The sequence below is a fragment of the Pedobacter sp. AC190 genome (assembly GCF_979258025.1).
This window is the reverse complement of record NZ_OZ409824.1, coordinates 497600-516971: the sequence shown is the minus strand read 5'-3', so window position 1 is coordinate 516971 and position 19372 is coordinate 497600. Positions and strand designations below refer to the sequence as shown.

The following is a 19372-nucleotide window of genomic DNA, read 5'->3' as shown; positions in this document are numbered from 1 at the left end:
CAAAATAATTTAAAAAATACTTCTGGTCATCGATAAAACTAAGATTAGAAGAATAAAACCATAAAGTATTCTACTATAGTATTCTCGCACAAATAATCCTGTTAAAATGAATAGGTCATCATCAACATTGCTATGGATTAGCCCACTATTAGTTGATGAGCTGTAGATAATTTGTTTATCCTTATGGTTATTTAAAGACCAGCGACTCAACCAGCTATTTTGAAATCCCCAGTCGAACTCCTCTCCAGAGGTAAAAGATATTTTCGCCTTAAAATTTAGCCAGTCGTATCTGATTATAGCTATAACTTCATTTTTATTATTTAATATTTTTGTTTCAGGATTAGAAAAACCTTCACTTCTTAAAAGGTAAATACCCTGCTGTGTTGTGGCGATAGCGGAATTTTTAAGCGAACTAAAATTCAGAGAAAACTTTAGCAAGGCATTGCCAAATACCTGATAGTTGCTATCAAATAATCCTTTTCTCCAATTTAAAATTTGCTCCATGTATAAAATTTTATTCTTTCAGACTTGTAATAAGAAAAAAAGAGTGGTTTTGTTTTCCAAAGATTAGAGTTAAGGAATGATAACATGTTACAATGAAAAGTTAAGACATAAAAAAAGTGCTTGCGATAACAAGCACTTTTTTATAATGATTTGAATTTTAAAGGATAGACTATAATTTTAATCCTGAAAACCTTCTATTTGCTTTAAGCCTGATCTAGAAGTTAGGTTTAAGCACATATTTATCATAGAATCTGAAGATATGCTCTGCAGCTTCTTCAGCAGTATCAACCAATCTGAATAAGTTTAAATCTTCTTCGTGGATGTTGTGTTCTTTCTGGAGCATGGTTCCTTTAATCCAATCAATTAATCCTCCCCAATAATCTTTTCCAACTAATACAATCGGGAAACGGGCAATTTTACCAGTCTGGATCAATGTTAACGCCTCAAAAAGCTCATCCATTGTGCCAAAACCGCCAGGTAAAACCACAAATCCCTGACTATATTTCATAAACATTACTTTACGTACAAAGAAATAATCGAACTGCAACAGTTTGTTGTGGTCGATGTATTTATTGTGGAATTGCTCAAAAGGTAATTCGATATTTAAACCAACCGATTTACCTCCATTTGTATAAGCACCTTTATTACCAGCTTCCATAATACCAGGGCCACCGCCTGTAATAACACCATAACCACGGTCGGTTAATAACTTTCCGCACTGCTCTGCTAATTGGTAATATCTGTTTGATTCTGCGGTACGGGCCGAACCATAAATGGTAACGCAAGGACCAATTTTAGCTAGTTTTTCGAAACCATCGACAAACTCAGCCATTATTTTAAAAATTTGCCAAGAGTCGGTTACTTTAATTTCTTGCCAGTCTTTATTTTCAAAAGCACTTCTAATTTTTTCTTCACTCGTCATATATACTGTATTCTAATATTAAAATCTGGTTTGCGCATCAGTTTTTTTGCTGATGAATAGCAAGCCTATAAATGTAATTAAGCCGTTAACTAAAATTAGTTCGACGCTAAATACATAACCCCCTAAAAGTTCTTTTGAGAAGGTTGAAAGCAAGTAACATAAAAAAGGCGATATAATACAAACTATCGGTACTAATTTATCGTGCAAGCCTCTACTTTTTACAAACAATCCAAAGCTATATAAACCTAACAGAGGCCCGTATGTGTAAGATGCAATCGTGAAAATCAAACTTACAACTGATGAACTATTTAATGCGTTAATTACTATAATCACTAAAAACATTAAGATTGAAAACGCTATGTGAACCGTATGACGCTTTTTAACCGCATTTTTCGCATTAAGGTTTTCAGCTTTATCCATGCCTAAAAAATCAACACAAAAAGAGGTTGTTAAAGCCGTAAGTGCCGAATCGGTTGTTGCAAATGTTGCAGCCGTTAAACCCAGCATAAATATTATGGCAGGTATTGCGCCCAAATTATTCAGCGCAATTTCAGGAAACAACAAATCTGTTCTTGGTTTACCCGTAATGTGATCTAAAGGAATATCGATGCCATTTTTTGCAGCAAAAATGTATAATAATGCACCAACACTTAAAAAGAAAACATTCAAAATCACAAACACGCCCGTAAAAGTAAACATGTTTTTCTGTGCCTCTTTAATGGTTCCCATACTTAGGTTTTTCTGCATTAAATCCTGGTCTAATCCCGTCATGGCAATGGTTACGAAAATACCACCGATAAACTGCTTGCTGAAATAAAACTTGTTGGTTAAGAAATCATCTAAAAAGAATATTTTAGAATAACTGCTGCTTTTAATAGTTTCAAATGCCTGTGGAATACTAAGGTTTAAACTGTTGCAAATGAAATAAATGGTCAAGAAGACAGATAATACCAAAAAGAATGTTTGTAGCGTATCCGTAATGATAATGGTTTTCAGGCCGCCCTTAAACGTGTACGACCAAATTAGGGCTAAGGAAATTAAAACCGTAAGCCAAAAAGGAATTCCATAATTATCGAAAATAAAGCGCTGTAAAACGATTACAACCAAATACAATCTTGTTGCAGATCCTAAAGTCCTGCTCAATAAAAATATCGATGCTGCGGTTTTGTAACTGTAGTGACCTAAACGCTGTTCGATATAGCTATATATCGAAGTTAATTTCATTCGATAATATAGCGGTAGTAAAACCGTACAAATAATGATAAAACCAACAGCATTCCCCAAAACGAACTGAAAATATTGAAACTGATTTCCGCTGGGTGCACCAACTTCTCCAGGAACAGAAATGAAAGTTACACCTGAAAGTGCCGTTCCAATCATCCCGAAGGCTACCAGGTACCATTTAGAATTTCTATTTGCAACGAAAAATGAGTTATTATCCGACGAATCTTTGGAGGTAACGAATGAAATAATAATCAGGACTAAAAAATACCCAATAAGGAAACATAAGAGAACAGTTGGCGACATATTTTTGTTTTAAGCTGCTAAATGTAAGAAATTACTAATTAGTAAAGAAGTTCATCTGTTCATTTGTCAATAGTTCATCATTTAGCATTATGTAAAACCGCATTTAAGCAAATCACAAATAGAGCAAAGCATAATGAACTCGTAACTAATAAACCAAACCACTAAAAAACCAAACAACTATTTCATATTTTTGTACCATGAATTTTTCATCCAAACTGCTTGAAGATGCGGTAAACGAATTCTCTAAATTACCTGGGGTGGGACAAAAAACGGCTTTGCGTTTAGTGTTACACCTTTTAAATAAAGAACAGGAGGAAGTGAATCAGTTTGGCAATACTTTTATAAAGCTTAAACAACAAATCAAACATTGTACAACCTGCCACAATATATCTGATTATGTGGTTTGCGAAATTTGTACATCGCACAAACGTGATAAAGAAACCATTTGTGTAGTAGAAGATACCCGAGATGTTATGGCTATTGAAAATACAGCTCAATATTTTGGTGTTTATCATGTTTTAGGAGGTTTAATTTCACCGATGGATGGTGTTGGTCCTACCGATTTATTTATAGATGGTTTGGTTTCCAGGGTTGCAGCTGGCGGAATTAAAGAAATTATTCTGGCACTTAGTCCAAACATGGAAGGCGATACTACGCTTTTTTATCTCTATAAAAGGTTGAAAGAATTTAATATTCCTGTAACTACAATTGCCCGCGGAATAGCTTTTGGTGGCGAATTGGAATATACCGATGAAATTACGCTCGGTAGATCGATAATCACCCGTGTACCATATGAAACTGCAATGATGAAATAATTTTGGTTGATTAAAACATGATCGCCAAAAGCTTTCAAATCACAAAGCAATTTGCCTAACTCCCAAAAAACTAACAACTAAAAATCCATACAACGAACAAACCAAAATAAATGAAGGATAAAGTAATCATCATAACTGGCGCATCTAGCGGAATTGGTAAAGCCTGTGCCGAAGAATTCGCTAAACGTGGCGCAAACTTAGTTTTAGCTGCTCGTCAGTATGTTACACTTTGCGAAATTACAGCCGATTTAGAAAAAAAATACGGAATCAGAGCAGTTGCTGTTCAGGCAGATGTTAGTAAAGAGGCCGATTGCGAATTGATTATTAAACAAACTTTAGTTTCATTTAATAAAATTGATATTTTGGTAAATAACGCTGGTTTATCTATGCGTGCTTTATTTAACGATGTAGATTTATCCGTACTAAAAAACCTAATGGATGTAAATTTCTGGGGAACAGTTTATTGTACAAAATACGCTTTACCCGAGATTTTAAAAACCAAAGGAACCGTTGTGGCTGTTTCATCAATTGCAGGTTATAGAGGTTTACCTGGCCGAACAGGTTATTCAGCATCAAAATTTGCAATGAATGGATTTATCGAATCACTACGTACCGAATTATTAAAAACAGGGGTAAATGTTTTGTTAGCTTGCCCAGGTTTTACAGCTTCGAATATTCGGGTAACTGCGCTTTCTAAAGATGGTGCAGCACATGGCGAAACCAGTATGGACGAAGGCAAAATGATGTCTTCAGAAGAAGTAGCTAGTAATATTGCTAACGGTATCGAGCAACGCAAACGCACTTTAATTATGACTGGCCAAGGTAAATTAGCCGTTTGGATGAATAAACTTTTTCCTGCTTTTGTCGATAAAAAGGTTTTCGATTTGTTTGCTAAAGAGAAAAATCCACTAATAAAGTAAGATTGTAATTTTATAACAGACGATGTAGGAGGGAAGATATTTAATCACATCATCCCTCTTATTCGCTACATCTTACATTTTAAAAACATCCACAATCCAAACAATTTCGTTTGTTGTATGTCGAAAGGATAAATTTTTATGTTTAAAAAACTGCTTTTCTTAATGCTCTTGTTTCAAACCCTAATTTCTTCTGCCCAGGTAAAAACGGCTAAAAACATTAATTACGCTGGCAATGCCGATATAAAAAACACACTCAACATTTTTTATAAAAACGATGGAGTAGCCGATAAGCCTGTTCTGATTTTTATTCATGGCGGCTCCTGGAGCAGTGGTAAAAAAGAAACCTACTGGTGGTTGGGCAGAAACTTTGCTAAAAAAGGCGTCGTAACTGTCATCATAAATTATCCTTTAGCTCCAAGTGTTCAATATGGTAAAATGGCCGAAGATTGTGCTTTGGCTGTAAAATGGGTTCAGGAAAATATCAAAACTTACCAAGCCAGTGCAAATAAAATTTTTGTAATGGGCCATTCTGCAGGTGCACATTTAGGAGAGCTAATTAATGCAGATCCACAATATTTCAAAAAAGTGGGCATAAGTAACCCAATAAAGGGCGTAATCCTAAACGATCCGTTTGGCCTTGATTTATACGAATATCTTACCACAGCCGAAAAGGACGACTTTTATTATGATTTCATCAGAACTTTTACCACAAATACTGAAGTCTGGAAACTTGCATCACCAATGGATTACGTCAACAATATAAAAAACCCGCACTTGCTTTTTTATGGCGGTAAAACCTATGGCGCCATCCGTATTCAAACACCAAGACTATATCAGCAATTAAAGGCAAACAACATTCCAGTCGAAATAAAAGAGGTAAAAGGTAAAAGTCATGTACCTATGATTAGCCAAATGATATTTGGAGCAAACGATTTATATAAAGATATAGTGGCTTTTATCAACAGAACTAAATAAATCCTAAACAACATATAGTTTCATTATATGTAAATCAACGTTTTTTCTACTATTATTCTGCAGTCCCGCCCTCCATTCTAAATCCTCGGTTAGGGTGTGTGCCGATCTCATCGTTACTTCCTCCTGCGGGTTTTCCATTAGGGTCGGGTTTAATTCATTCTGGCAGGCATTTCAAAGGCCAGGTTGCACGGTTGCAGATCCTGCAATTCTTATCACAACAGAAAAAGCATTCTGATAACTTATGTTCTAATAAGTAGCCAAAAAATCTCTTGGCTTCAATCCCCGTGCTACCCTATATAGCCATCTAAAACCTTCGCGGATAATTCCCCATTTGTCATCAGGATCTAGCCAGGGTAAACACAGGCTTTATACAGGGTTACGCACCCTGTTATAACCGAGTCCTGACCGAGTTTACACCCTGTTATCACCCTGTTAACCCTAGCCAAAAAAAATCCTGGTCAACTAAGAAACTTTGCCCGAATACAGCTGTCCCTCTCATCAACTTTAGAACCCTCAACTAATTAACTTCGAAATCCTCTTTAATCAATGTTATTTACCCGATTACTGATGCTGAGCAAATCCTTGTAACATCTGTAGAAATTATAATTTTAACATCTGACATCCATATAAATACTACCTACTATTACATAATCCTAGTAAACCTTCTATATGGCCTATCTATCTATATGGCTAAAAACCGCAACCCGCAAACTAATCCGCTATCAACTTAGATGTTCTAAGACTTCTTAGATGGTTAAAATTTGTGCGACAGGGCACAAACCTTCCTGAGCCCTGGTTTTCCAACCGCCCAAGCCGCCATCCAGGCCTGCCAAACAAACCAGGTTTAAAAAAGTTTTCATTTTTTCTCCCTGTAAACCATGCACTTGTAAAAAACCATTAGATAAAAGGATAAAACAATTTGAAATCGTGTTGTTTTTTTCTACTTTTGCATCCCGCTTCGGAAGGAAGGGAAAAGATGTTTGAGGTATTGTAGAGCAGGAAAAGAAGCTTAAATTATTTTAAAATAAGCTTTGCAGGAATGCTAAATATTATTACCTTTGCATCCCGCTTCGGAAGGAAGAGGGGAAAATGAAAGACTGGGAATAAGGGTTGTTAGCGAGAGAAATAAGTGATAACGATTAACCTTTGAAACAAACGAAAAAATAAAAATTATTTTATTTGGAAGTTTAAAAAAGATTCCTACCTTTGCACTCCCAACGGAAACGAAGGGAAAACAAAAAGATCGGAACGGCGGATGTCGGGAAGATAAAAAAAACGAGATTGAAACGGATGAAACATATGCAGGACGAATAAGACCAGCAGAAACTGAAACCCGAAGATATATAAAAAGGCCGCCGCGAGGTACCGAGCCGAATAAGTTCTTAAAAGAGATGTCAATGTAGCGCAAGCGGGGTAATGAAGTACGGATTCAAGTACAGAGTACCGAAGCTTGATTTTAAAGTCAATGTCTGACAGACATAATTAAAAAAAAGAAGACTATTTTTAACAATAGTTAAAACTGGTCAGAATCTTACAACACATTTTACAATGGAGAGTTTGATCCTGGCTCAGGATGAACGCTAGCGGCAGGCCTAATACATGCAAGTCGAACGAGATTATCCAGCTTGCTGGATATGAAAGTGGCGCACGGGTGCGTAACGCGTATGCAACCTACCTTAATCAGGGGGATAGCCCGAAGAAATTCGGATTAACACCGCATAAAAACACAGAATAGCATTATTCAATGTTCAAATATTTATAGGATTAAGATGGGCATGCGTGTCATTAGCTAGTTGGCGGGGTAACGGCCCACCAAGGCGACGATGACTAGGGGATCTGAGAGGATGACCCCCCACACTGGTACTGAGACACGGACCAGACTCCTACGGGAGGCAGCAGTAAGGAATATTGGTCAATGGAGGCAACTCTGAACCAGCCATGCCGCGTGCAGGAAGACGGCCCTATGGGTTGTAAACTGCTTTTATCTGGGAATAAACCTTTTTACGTGTAAGAAGCTGAATGTACCAGAAGAATAAGGATCGGCTAACTCCGTGCCAGCAGCCGCGGTAATACGGAGGATCCAAGCGTTATCCGGATTTATTGGGTTTAAAGGGTGCGTAGGCGGCCTGTTAAGTCAGAGGTGAAAGACGGTAGCTCAACTATCGCAGTGCCTTTGATACTGACGGGCTTGAATAAACTAGAGGTAGGCGGAATGAGACAAGTAGCGGTGAAATGCATAGATATGTCTCAGAACACCGATTGCGAAGGCAGCTTACTATGGTTTTATTGACGCTGAGGCACGAAAGCGTGGGGATCAAACAGGATTAGATACCCTGGTAGTCCACGCCCTAAACGATGAATACTCGCTGTTAGCGATATACAGTTAGCGGCTAAGCGAAAGCGTTAAGTATTCCACCTGGGGAGTACGCTCGCAAGAGTGAAACTCAAAGGAATTGACGGGGGCCCGCACAAGCGGAGGAGCATGTGGTTTAATTCGATGATACGCGAGGAACCTTACCCGGGCTTGAAAGTTAGTGAATTATCTAGAGATAGATAAGTGAGCAATCACACGAAACTAGGTGCTGCATGGCTGTCGTCAGCTCGTGCCGTGAGGTGTTGGGTTAAGTCCCGCAACGAGCGCAACCCCTATGTTTAGTTGCCAGCATGTAATGATGGGGACTCTAAACAGACTGCCTGTGCAAACAGAGAGGAAGGAGGGGACGACGTCAAGTCATCATGGCCCTTACGTCCGGGGCTACACACGTGCTACAATGGATGGTACAGAGGGCAGCTACATAGCAATATGATGCGAATCTCACAAAGCCATTCACAGTTCGGATTGGGGTCTGCAACTCGACCCCATGAAGTTGGATTCGCTAGTAATCGCGTATCAGCAATGACGCGGTGAATACGTTCCCGGGCCTTGTACACACCGCCCGTCAAGCCATGGAAGTTGGGGGTACCTAAAGTATGTAACCGTAAGGAGCGTCCTAGGGTAAAACCGATAACTGGGGCTAAGTCGTAACAAGGTAGCCGTACCGGAAGGTGCGGCTGGAATACCTCCTTTCTGGAGCAGAGTTGACTACTCGCTGCGCAACATGATACTCTAATAAGTAAAAAAGTTATAAGTGGTAAGTTGTAGGTTATACGTTGAAGGTTAAAAGTTGAAAGATATTATTCTTATACTATATACCGGGTACGAAAGAACCAAACAACCAACCAACGAAAAAACGAAAAGAAAACAAAGAAACACCCAGAAGAAATGACGGTTGTCCCAATAACCAAAAAGACATCGGCACGGACAGCTAGGTAAGCAAAGGAAGCGGTAGCGGTAATATACTAACCCGCAACTATAAGCAACCTAACAAGAAGTCCCGTAGCTCAGCCTGGTTAGAGCACTACACTGATAATGTAGGGGTCTCCAGTTCAAATCTGGACGGGACTACAAAATCAAATCCTTTGGGGGATTAGCTCAGCTGGCTAGAGCGCCTGCCTTGCACGCAGGAGGTCAACGGTTCGACTCCGTTATTCTCCACACCTGAGCGGAAAGCTCAGCGACGAAAGCAGAAAGCTTTTAAAAAACAGGATTACCGGGATCGGTATACTACATTGACATAACAAGAAAAGAAGAAACGCCATGGGGCATATATAATAAATCTATATTATATAAAACGGTTCGAGACCGCAGTTTTTTACTAACAAGATGAAGCTAAAGGCTTGAGCGCAGACAATGAAACCTGCAATCTTATACCCTTTACTTAGGTCTTAGTAAAGTTCTTTGACATATTGGAAGAAGTTAAAAAAGAAGAGCAAACAACAATAGGCGACTGTTGTGTTTGTGCTCACTTAAAGGAATCGCAAGAGACTGATAAGTATGAGACATCATAACAAGAGCAAAAAAGCATACTATACGGCGCAAAAGGCGTATAAGTAGAAGAAAGTAATAAAGAGTACACGGGGGATGCCTTGGCTCTCAGAGGCGATGAAGGACGTGATAAGCTGCGATAAGCTTCGGGTATTTGCAAATAGGAATTAATCCGAAGATTTCCGAATGGGGCAACCCGGCATGTTGAAGACATGTCACATATAATGAGCAAACCTGCCGAACTGAAACATCTAAGTAAGCAGAGGAAGAGAAAATAATAATGATTTCCTAAGTAGTGGCGAGCGAACGGGAAAGAGCCCAAACCTACTTTGTTACGGCAAAGTGGGGGTTGTAGGACTACGATGTGGTATTAACAAACAGAAGTGGAATGGGATGGGAAGCCCAGCGATACACGGTGATAGCCCGGTACACGTATAGAATGTTAGCCTAGTAGTATCCTGAGTACCGCGAGGTCGGAGACGCCTTGTGGGAATCTGCCGGCACCATCCGGTAAGGCTAAATACTCCTGAGAGACCGATAGTGAACCAGTACCGTGAGGGAAAGGTGAAAAGAACCCCGAACAGGGGAGTGAAATAGAACCTGAAACCGTGTACTTACAAGCGGTCGGAGCGTCCAGGTGGCGTGACGGCGTGCCTTTTGCATAATGAGCCTACGAGTTACTCTTCTCTGGCAAGGTTAAGTGTTTAAGACACGGATCCGAAGCGAAAGCGAGTCTGAATAGGGCGTATAGTCAGAGGAGGTAGACGCGAAACCTTGTGATCTACCCATGGACAGGTTGAAGGTGCGGTAACACGTACTGGAGGACCGAACCGATAAACGTTGAAAAGTTTCCGGATGATCTGTGGGTAGGGGTGAAAGGCTAATCAAACTGGGAAATAGCTCGTACTCCCCGAAATGTTTTTAGGAACAGCGTGGATATTAAGTTATATAGAGGTAGAGCTACTGATTGGGTGCGGGGGAGTCAAATCCTACCAAATCCAGACAAACTCCGAATGCTATATAATATGATCTGCAGTGAGGCCCGGGGTGCTAAGGTCACGGGCCGAGAGGGAAAGAACCCAGACCATCAGCTAAGGTCCCTAAGTGTACGCTAAGTTGAACTAACGAGGTCCGATTGCACAGACAGCTAGGATGTTGGCTTGGAAGCAGCCATTCATTTAAAGAGTGCGTAACAGCTCACTAGTCGAGCGATCGGGCATGGATAATAAACGGGCATTAAGTGTATCACCGAAGCTATGGGATTGAAATATATCGGTAGGGGAGCATTCTATATGCAGCGAAGGTATCTGGTAATGGGTGCTGGAGCGTATAGAAAAGCAAATGTAGGCATAAGTAACGATAAGGCGGGCGAGAAACCCGCCCACCGAAAGGATAAGGTTTCCTGATCAACGCTAATCGGATCAGGGTTAGTCGGGTCCTAAGGAGAACCCGAAGGGGATATTCGATGGACAACTGGTTAATATTCCAGTACTTTTTATAACTGCGATGTGGGGACGGAGTAGTGACACTGCCGCGATCTGACGGAATAGATCGTTAAAGGGCGTAGGTATTAGGACTGTAGGCAAATCCGCAGACCTAGCTGAAACCTAATAGTACCGCGAGACTTCGGTTGAGTGGATAGAGCAGGTAAACAGACTTCCAAGAAAAACCGCTAAGCTTCAGGTTATAAAAACCCGTACCGCAAACCGACACAGGTATCCGGGAAGAGGATTCTAAGGTGCTCGAGTGAATCATGGCTAAGGAACTCGGCAAAATGGCCCTGTAACTTCGGGAGAAGGGGCGCTGGCAGTAATGTCAGCCGCAGTGAAAAGGCCCAGGCGACTGTTTAACAAAAACACATGGCTTTGCAAAATCGAAAGATGAAGTATAAGGCCTGACACCTGCCCGGTGCTGGAAGGTTAAGAGGGGATGTCATCCGCAAGGAGAAGCATTGAATCGAAGCCCCAGTAAACGGCGGCCGTAACTATAACGGTCCTAAGGTAGCGAAATTCCTTGTCGGGTAAGTTCCGACCTGCACGAATGGTGTAACGATCTGGGCGCTGTCTCAGCCATGAGCTCGGTGAAATTGTGGTCCCGGTGAAGACGCCGGGTACCCGCAACGGGACGGAAAGACCCCATGCACCTTCACTACAATTTAACATTGACATTGGATACAGGATGTGTAGGATAGGTGGGAGGCTTTGAAGCGGCGTCGCTAGGCGTCGTGGAGCCAACGTTGAAATACCACCCTTTCTGTATTCGGTGTCTAATCCCGCCAAGCGGGAGACATTGTTTGATGGGTAGTTTGACTGGGGTGGTCGCCTCCAAAAAGGTAACGGAGGCTTTCAAAGGTAAGCTCAATACGCTTGGTAACCGTATGAGGAGTGCAATAGCATAAGCTTGCTTGACTGTGAGACAGACAAGTCGATCAGGGTCGAAAGACGGATATAGTGATCCGGTGGTTCTGCATGGAAGGGCCATCGCTCAAAGGATAAAAGGTACGCTGGGGATAACAGGCTGATCTCCCCCAAGAGCTCATATCGACGGGGAGGTTTGGCACCTCGATGTCGGCTCGTCACATCCTGGGGCTGGAGAAGGTCCCAAGGGTTCGGCTGTTCGCCGATTAAAGTGGCACGCGAGCTGGGTTCAGAACGTCGCGAGACAGTTCGGTCCCTATCTGTTGTGGGCGTAGGAATTTTGAGTGGGGCTGACCTTAGTACGAGAGGACCGGGTTGGACTAGCCTCTAGTGAATCTGTTGTTCCGCCAGGGGCATTGCAGAGTAGCTACGCTGGGAATAGATAAGCGCTGAAAGCATCTAAGTGCGAAACTAGCCACGAGATGAGAATTCCATATAGGACCGTAGAAGACTACTACGTTGATAGGCTACAGATGTAAAGCTGGTGACAGCATAGTCGAGTAGTACTAATCATCCGAAGCTTTCAAAAGCAACATACTGTTGTTTGTTCTTCAAAACTTAACTTCTTTCAATAATATGTCATTTAAGTTGTATGTTATAAGTTGTAGGTGGTACGTTCAAAAACGTAAAACCTGATACTTAAAACGTAACACTTATTTAAAAACATTTAGGTGCCTATATCGGTGGTGTCCACCTCTTCCCATTCCGAACAGAGAAGTTAAGCCCACCAGAGCCGATGGTACTGCGGTAACACGTGGGAGAGTAGGTCGGTGCCAAATCTTAAACTGCTAAAAGCAGATTAATAAAAGAACCCTTGTAGTAACAACTGCAGGGGTTTCTTGGTTTACAGGGTTTTTGTATGATGCTTAAAGCGGAAAGCTAAAAGACTAAAGCAGAAAGATTAAAGACCAAAGTGGTTAAGGGTAACAGGAAATTGATTTTACCAGCTAAGACATTCTAAGGGAATCTAAGGTTTCCAGTTTCATTTAAGGGTTATTAATATAATTCCTTCAGACTAAAGAGAAGAGCACAGATTGTTAGATGCTAAAAGACCAAAACGTCAGGTTGGGGATTTCAATTGATCTATTGTTTATGCTGAAAGCTTAATGACTAAAGCAGAAAGCGGAAAGACCAAAGTGGTTAAGGGTAACAGGATATTAATTTCACCAGCTAAGACATCTAAGATTCTGTGTTGATTTCCAAATAATATTTTATTAATTTTGTTTTCTAGGCAGTCTAGAACTAGCCTGTAATAGCGTACTGATCTTGTATCTGTACGCTATTCTCTTTTTCAAGATAATGGGTATCATATGTATTTTTATTTTTAAATAATATATACATCATTTCTAATAATTTTCTTTGTACTGCGACTAACCCTTTCATTTTTATTCCATTTCTACCCACAATTCTGGCATATATTGCCTTAAATCTTTCGTCCCATTTAACAGCACTTAATGCCGGCAGGTACATTGCCTTTCTTAAACTTCGATTTCCTTTCTTAGATATCTTTGGCTTTCCTTTTACTGATGTACCGGATTGTTTTTCTTTTACATCAAGGCCTGCGTAGCTGGTAAGCTGTTTTTTACTCCGTATCAATTCAAATCCGTTAGTTTCTGCCAGAACAATTATTGCTGTCAATTCTCCAACACCCGGTATTGAGCTCATAATCCGCACTTCTTGCTCCAAATCTTTATTTTCGCTAACAATCTCTTTGATATCTTGCTTGATTTCTTTTTCCTGTTTATTCAAAAAAAATATTCTGTCCTGTAGCCGCTCTATACTTTTCTGGTAGGGATATGCTTCAGAACTTTCTGCATGCAACTGATTTTTAACCATGGATCTTTCTGATACAATTTGATCACGCTCTCGTGATAGTTGTTGAAGATTTCTATACACCGCCTTTGGCCTTTGCCAATTATCTAACTTACGCTCTAATCCAAACTGGGCTATAGCTTCTGAACAAGTTTTATCAGTGATGGTCTTGTTCTCTAATGTGCGCATATAGTTGCTTATCTTATTGGGCAGAATAATACTTACTTCATAGTCATTTTCTGCCAGATGATAGGCAATTTTCTGGTGGTAAACGCCTGTGGCCTCCATTACGTAACGAATATTTATCGTATTATCCGTATGTTTTTTAACCCATTCCAATAGTGATCTGATCCCCGAATCACTATTCTTAAAAACCTTATGGGCATAAAGCTCGATAGTGAAATCTTCCAGTGTTCTACCTAAGGTTACCACTAATTCTTTCTGGGCTACATCTATGCCCAATACTTGTTTTAATACTTTTTTCATCTTTTATCTTATAATGTAATTGATGAATCTCTCTTCGTTTTCTCTCCTGGTTGGATATTCTGGATATCATGAAGCATGGTTCCTTACATTCTGTTCAAACTCGAAAAGATAGAAAAGGATGAGGCAAGTTCTTAGATACAATATGCTAAAAAGCTATTTAGACATCCATGTGCTCTCATCCTCCATCAATTATATTCACAAATTTAAGCCTTTGTAAACATAGGAGGGCATCTAAGTTTTCAAGTTTCATTTTAAGGATTATTAATATAATTCCTTCAGACTAAAGGGAGGAGCACAGATTGTTAGATGCTAAAAGACTAAAGCAGAATGCTGGGGATTTCAATTGCTCCATTGTTTATGCTGAAAGCTTAATGACTAAAGCAGAAAGCTAAAAGACCAAAGTGGTTAAGGGTAACAGGATATTAATTTCACCAGCTAAGATATCTTAGGGCATCTAAGTTTTCAAGTTTCATTTAAGGGGCTATTAGGTTTTTTTATTTGTTTTGGGCAGGATGAATGTTTCAAAAAAGTATTTGTCCCTGCTCTTTAAACCTGATGGTAGCGAAAATCCTTTTTGGGTTTCCAGGCTTTCATACGATCGGGTACTTCCAATGGCCAAAAAGATTGCAGCAAACAGCAGGACTGCATTGGCCCACAAGCACCGAAATTGTTTTACTGGAAATTTAATCTATAAAAGCTTTTTCTGTTTTATCAAATAGGCTATAATCCATTACGGTTTTTCCTTGCTCATTGTGTGAATGCATAATTTTAAACTTAGCATTCCATTCAATATCTTCGTCTTGATAGCTTGTTCTGGTGTGGATAGTTTGAGCAAAAGTATCATCAAAAGCCCTTAAAATTACAAATATCTCTACCTCTGCAACCATCAGTTCATCTAATGTTTTCTCAAACAATGGGCTATCTTCTGTGATTGGGTGAACGATTGTCCAGTTAAGGGATAGGACACTGATTTTGCTGCGCTCCAATTCGAGCGGATAAAAACTGCGCTTGAGTTTACCTTCAAAGGTTTCGTTAAAGGTCATGAACATTTGTACTTCAACATCAATTAGCGAATTTTTTCTCAAATTGACCAAACGACACATTAAACCAGTTTTATTTTGATAGGGTGCGACGACCATTTTTTTACTAAAAGAAACTTTAGAGGTAGGGCGGCTGAAGCGACCATAAAGTAGTCCTGTAGCTAGTGCAAAAGCCAATAGACCTAACATACTTTCGAAAGCAGCAAGTATACTTGTGATGAAGCCTTGAGGTGAAATATGACCATAACCTACTGTAGAAATGGTTTGGGCAGAGAAGAAAAAGGCATCAAAAAATTGATCGCGGAGGGTTGTACCTTTAGCGCCATTGAGGTTTTCGATACCAATAATATTATAAGCAGCTGCAAAAAGTGTATTTACAATGAGGTAAACAATTAAAATAACAAAGAAGAAACGAGGCCAACTCATGGTTACTAAACGAGTATAAGTATCGTCGAATTTAAACCATGGTAAGCCAATACGTTCGATATTTGGTGTACCGTCGGTGTTTAGAACGCGTTGATTTTTGATTACGGGAACAGAACCGAAACCTAAATCATCATTAAATTGTACTTTTCTTTTAAAGAAAGCCATATATTTTTAGAAAGATTTTGGAATTATAAAAAACAATGTTAATATTTGTTTTATACAAACATGATAATTAAAAACTTAAATAACAATTGGTGGTGGCATAACGAAATTCGTTAGGCAAGTTCTGTTGTTATATATTTTAAAATATTTTAAATACAATTGAAAGGATTGCCCAAAAAGCAATCCTTTTTTTATTGAACTATATCCTCGGTTCGTGTCGTCACGAAACGAAAGAAATTGGCGTTAAAAGTGATTAACCGCAGATAGAAAAGATGGACATAGATAAAAGTAAAAGATAAACACAAAGAAAAATCTGTGTGTATCTGTGTTCATCGTGGTTAAAATAAAAGAAAACATGAAAAAGATATTAAACCATTTATTTGAAAATAAGAGTTTCAGTAGGGAAGAGGCAAAAAACATCCTGATTTCTATTACGCAGGGCGAATTCAATTCTTCTCAAATTGCGGCTTTTATTACTGCTTATGCCATGCGAAACATCACGGTCGATGAATTGCAGGGTTTTCGCGATGCGATGCTGGATTTAGGGATTAAAGCAGATTTTTCAAACTACGAATTAATCGACCTTTGTGGAACTGGTGGCGATGGTAAGGATACTTTTAATATTTCTACACTTTCATCGTTTGTAGTAGCGGGAGCTGGTTATCAGGTGGCAAAACATGGTAATTACGGGGTTTCATCGGGTTGTGGTTCTTCAAATGTAATGGAGTATTTGGGTTATAGCTTCACTAATGATCAGGATATTTTGAAACGGAATTTAGATCGTGCTGGAATTTGCTTTTTGCATGCTCCGCTGTTTAACCCAGCTATGAAAATTGTTGCGCCTATTCGTAAAGAATTGGGTGTGAAAACTTTTTTCAATATGTTAGGGCCAATGGTTAATCCATCACAACCAAAATATCAAATGGTTGGCGTTTTTAGTTTGGAACTGGCTCGTTTGTACAATTATTTATACCAGGATACTACAAAGAATTATACCATTGTACACGCATTAGAGGGTTACGATGAAATATCATTAACCTGCGATGTGAAAACTTTTAATAACAAAGGAGAAAGTATTTTGACTCTGAACGATATGGGTTTTGAAAAGGTTGCTATAAATGATATCAAAGGTGGCGATACGGTAGAATCATCGGCGAAAATATTTATGGATGTGCTAAATGGCGAGGCAACGGACGTTCAGAATAATGTGGTGCTTTGTAATTCTGCACTGGCCATTAAAACCATAAAACCATCGGCAAGTTTTGCAGATTGTTTCTATGAAGCTGAGGAATCGCTAACGAGTAAAAAGGCATTAGATAGCTTTAAAAAATTAGTAGCCTAATGAGAGATTTGAAACTTAAGGTTTGTGGAATGAAATTCGCAGCGAACATTGCTGCTGTAGCAGGCTTGCAGCCTGATTATTTGGGCTTTATTTTTTATGATAAATCGCCAAGGTATATTAGTGATGTTTCGGCAGAGTTAATTAAATACGTTCCGTCAGAGATTAAAACTGTTGGTGTTTTTGTGGATGAGGATTTGGAAATTGTGAAGAAAAAAATAAATCTTTATCAGTTAAAGGCTGTTCAATTACATGGAAGTGAGACACCCGAATACTGCGCCGAATTGAAAGCTACTTTTAATAATTTGGAAGTGATTAAAGCTTTTGGTGTTGATGAAGATTTTGATTTTTCTACTTTAGATGCATACCAGAATGTGGTTGATTTCTTTCTGTTCGATACCAAAACGAAAGCACATGGTGGTTCAGGAAAAACATTCGATTGGAAGATATTAGAAAGTTATACGATTGATAAGCCTTACTTTTTAAGTGGAGGGATTGATTTGGGGCATGTTGATGTAATTGTGGGAATAAATGATGAAAGGTTATATGGGTTGGATATAAACAGCAGATTTGAAACTGAACCTGGCGTTAAAGATGTAGAACGGATTAAGGCATTTGTAGCGAAGCTAGGAGATTAGTTTTTTTTGCGCATCGCTATCCCCCCTTTGGAGGGGGCAGGGGGAGGAATTAAATTATATTTGTCCTAGCCAGACAGGCTTTTTTCTTTTGACCGCAAAAGAAACAAAACTCCCGGCTGAAAATTTTTCTTTTGAAGTTAGTGATTTAGCTTGGTCTGACTAACCCGAAAAATTTGTTAGGCCGGATTGAAGTAAAACGGAGATGAACTGGTAAGGCTTAACTGGATGTAATTGCAAGCGGGTAAAAAATACTTCTAACAACCCATGATTTCAATCATGGGCAATAAAAAAATACAATTCATTGCCGTCGGTTTCAACTGATGGAATATTGATTAAGATATATGAAATACAAAGTAAACGAAAAAGGATATTACGGAGATTTCGGTGGAGCATACATCCCAGAAATGCTTTATCCAAACGTAGAGGAATTGCGTCAAAACTATTTAAAGATTATTGATGATGCCGATTTTCAGAAAGAATTTCATCAATTATTAAAAGATTACGTTGGCCGCCCTTCGCCATTATATTTAGCCAATAGGTTATCAGAAAGGTATGGTGCAAATATTTTCTTGAAGAGAGAAGATTTAAACCATACTGGCGCACATAAAATTAATAATACCATCGGTCAGATCTTACTAGCTGAAAAGTTAGGCAAGAAAAGAATTATTGCCGAAACTGGTGCTGGTCAGCATGGTGTTGCAACGGCTACTGTTTGTGCCTTGCGTAATCTAGAGTGTGTGATTTATATGGGCGAGGTTGATATCGAGCGTCAGGCGCCAAATGTTGCACGTATGAAAATGTTGGGTGCAAAGGTTGTTCCAGCAAGTTCAGGAAGTAAAACACTTAAAGATGCAACCAATGAGGCTATGCGTGATTGGATTAATAACCCAGTTGATACGCATTACATTATTGGCTCTGTGGTTGGTCCACACCCTTATCCTGATATGGTGGCGATTTTCCAATCCATCATTTCTGAGGAGACTAAAAAACAGTTAATTGAGCAAACTGGAAATGATCAGCCTGATTATGTTTTGGCTTGCGTAGGTGGTGGTAGTAATGCCATGGGTATGTTTTATCATTTTATGGATGATGAAAATGTGAAATTAATCGCTGTTGAAGCTGCTGGTAAAGGTGTTTCTAGTGGGTTTTCTGCCGCAACAACCTATCTTGGTAAAGAAGGGGTTTTACATGGCAGCAGAAGTATTTTAATGCAAACTGAAGATGGGCAAGTGGTAGAACCGCATTCGGTTTCAGCAGGTTTGGATTATCCTGGAATCGGTCCACAGCATGCACATTTGTTTAAAACTGGTCGAGGAAAATATGTTTCCATTACTGATGAAGAAAGTTTGGATGCTGGTTTATTGCTCACTCAATTAGAAGGGATTATTCCAGCAATAGAAAGTGCTCATGCATTGGCTTACCTGGAAAAGATGGAATTTAAAGGTGGCGAAAATGTAGTGGTTTGCTTGTCGGGCAGAGGCGATAAGGATTTAGATACTTACATTAAATATTTTAATTTATAAA

General features: G+C 39.3%; 11 protein-coding genes, 2 tRNA genes and 3 rRNA genes. 11 read left to right on the top strand and 5 right to left on the bottom strand.

Annotated elements, in window-relative coordinates:
- Positions 1-9: 9 nt before the first annotated feature.
- The 3 genes from ACZZZI_RS02315 to ACZZZI_RS02305 all read right to left on the bottom strand — a co-directional run bounded on the left by ACZZZI_RS02315 (position 10) and on the right by ACZZZI_RS02305 (position 2953).
- Entirely contained in the window at positions 10-504 is a 495-nt protein-coding gene (locus tag ACZZZI_RS02315) for a hypothetical protein (protein ID WP_316758971.1), read from the bottom strand.
- A gap of 214 nt (positions 505-718) precedes the next feature.
- Positions 719-1426 (bottom strand): LOG family protein, encoded by a 708-nt coding sequence (locus ACZZZI_RS02310; RefSeq protein WP_316758968.1) that lies wholly within the window; start codon positions 1424-1426, stop codon positions 719-721.
- Between the two features lie 18 nt (positions 1427-1444).
- Positions 1445-2953 (bottom strand): sodium:solute symporter, encoded by a 1509-nt coding sequence (locus ACZZZI_RS02305; protein ID WP_316758965.1) that lies wholly within the window; start codon positions 2951-2953, stop codon positions 1445-1447.
- A 197-nt stretch (positions 2954-3150) separates the two neighbouring features.
- Between ACZZZI_RS02305 and recR the strand changes: the two genes are divergently transcribed.
- The 8 genes from recR to rrf all read left to right on the top strand — a co-directional run bounded on the left by recR (position 3151) and on the right by rrf (position 12724).
- A complete protein-coding gene (recR, locus tag ACZZZI_RS02300; protein ID WP_316758962.1) occupies positions 3151-3768 on the top strand; it encodes a recombination mediator RecR in 618 nt (205 codons plus the stop codon).
- 110 nt (positions 3769-3878) lie between these two features.
- Positions 3879-4688 carry an SDR family oxidoreductase gene (locus ACZZZI_RS02295; RefSeq protein ID WP_316758960.1) on the top strand — a complete coding sequence of 270 codons (810 nt, stop codon included), beginning with the start codon at positions 3879-3881 and terminating at the stop codon, positions 4686-4688.
- 138 nt (positions 4689-4826) lie between these two features.
- A complete protein-coding gene (locus ACZZZI_RS02290) occupies positions 4827-5663 on the top strand; it encodes an alpha/beta hydrolase (protein WP_316758958.1) in 837 nt (278 codons plus the stop codon).
- A 1545-nt stretch (positions 5664-7208) separates the two neighbouring features.
- Positions 7209-8730, top strand: a 16S ribosomal RNA gene (locus ACZZZI_RS02285).
- A 303-nt stretch (positions 8731-9033) separates the two neighbouring features.
- Positions 9034-9108: transfer RNA gene (locus tag ACZZZI_RS02280), tRNA-Ile, on the top strand.
- A gap of 16 nt (positions 9109-9124) precedes the next feature.
- A tRNA-Ala gene (locus tag ACZZZI_RS02275) sits at positions 9125-9198 on the top strand.
- A 399-nt stretch (positions 9199-9597) separates the two neighbouring features.
- Positions 9598-12474 (top strand): 23S ribosomal RNA (locus tag ACZZZI_RS02270).
- A 138-nt stretch (positions 12475-12612) separates the two neighbouring features.
- Positions 12613-12724 (top strand): 5S ribosomal RNA (rrf, locus tag ACZZZI_RS02265).
- Together the 16S, 23S and 5S rRNA genes with 2 tRNA genes alongside form the textbook arrangement of a ribosomal RNA operon.
- A gap of 463 nt (positions 12725-13187) precedes the next feature.
- Here rrf and ACZZZI_RS02260 read toward each other — a convergent pair.
- Positions 13188-14243, bottom strand: a complete 1056-nt coding sequence (locus ACZZZI_RS02260) for an IS110 family transposase (protein WP_463488481.1) — start codon at positions 14241-14243, stop codon at positions 13188-13190.
- A 683-nt stretch (positions 14244-14926) separates the two neighbouring features.
- On the bottom strand, positions 14927-15874 hold the full coding sequence (locus tag ACZZZI_RS02255; RefSeq protein ID WP_316760964.1) for an ion channel: 948 nt from the start codon (positions 15872-15874) through the stop codon (positions 14927-14929).
- A gap of 352 nt (positions 15875-16226) precedes the next feature.
- Between ACZZZI_RS02255 and trpD the strand changes: the two genes are divergently transcribed.
- The 3 genes from trpD to trpB all read left to right on the top strand — a co-directional run bounded on the left by trpD (position 16227) and on the right by trpB (position 19371).
- Positions 16227-17213, top strand: a complete 987-nt coding sequence (gene trpD / locus ACZZZI_RS02250; protein WP_316760966.1) for an anthranilate phosphoribosyltransferase — start codon at positions 16227-16229, stop codon at positions 17211-17213.
- Positions 17213-17848, top strand: coding sequence for a phosphoribosylanthranilate isomerase (locus ACZZZI_RS02245; RefSeq protein WP_316760967.1), 636 nt, complete (start codon positions 17213-17215; stop codon positions 17846-17848). Before trpD ends, ACZZZI_RS02245 begins: the two co-directional genes overlap by 1 nt.
- Positions 17849-18189: 341 nt before the next feature.
- The gene (trpB, locus tag ACZZZI_RS02240) at positions 18190-19371 is read left to right on the top strand and encodes a tryptophan synthase subunit beta (protein WP_344767637.1); all 1182 of its coding nucleotides are present in this window, start codon (positions 18190-18192) and stop codon (positions 19369-19371) included.
- The last annotated feature ends 1 nt before the right edge of the window (position 19372 follow it).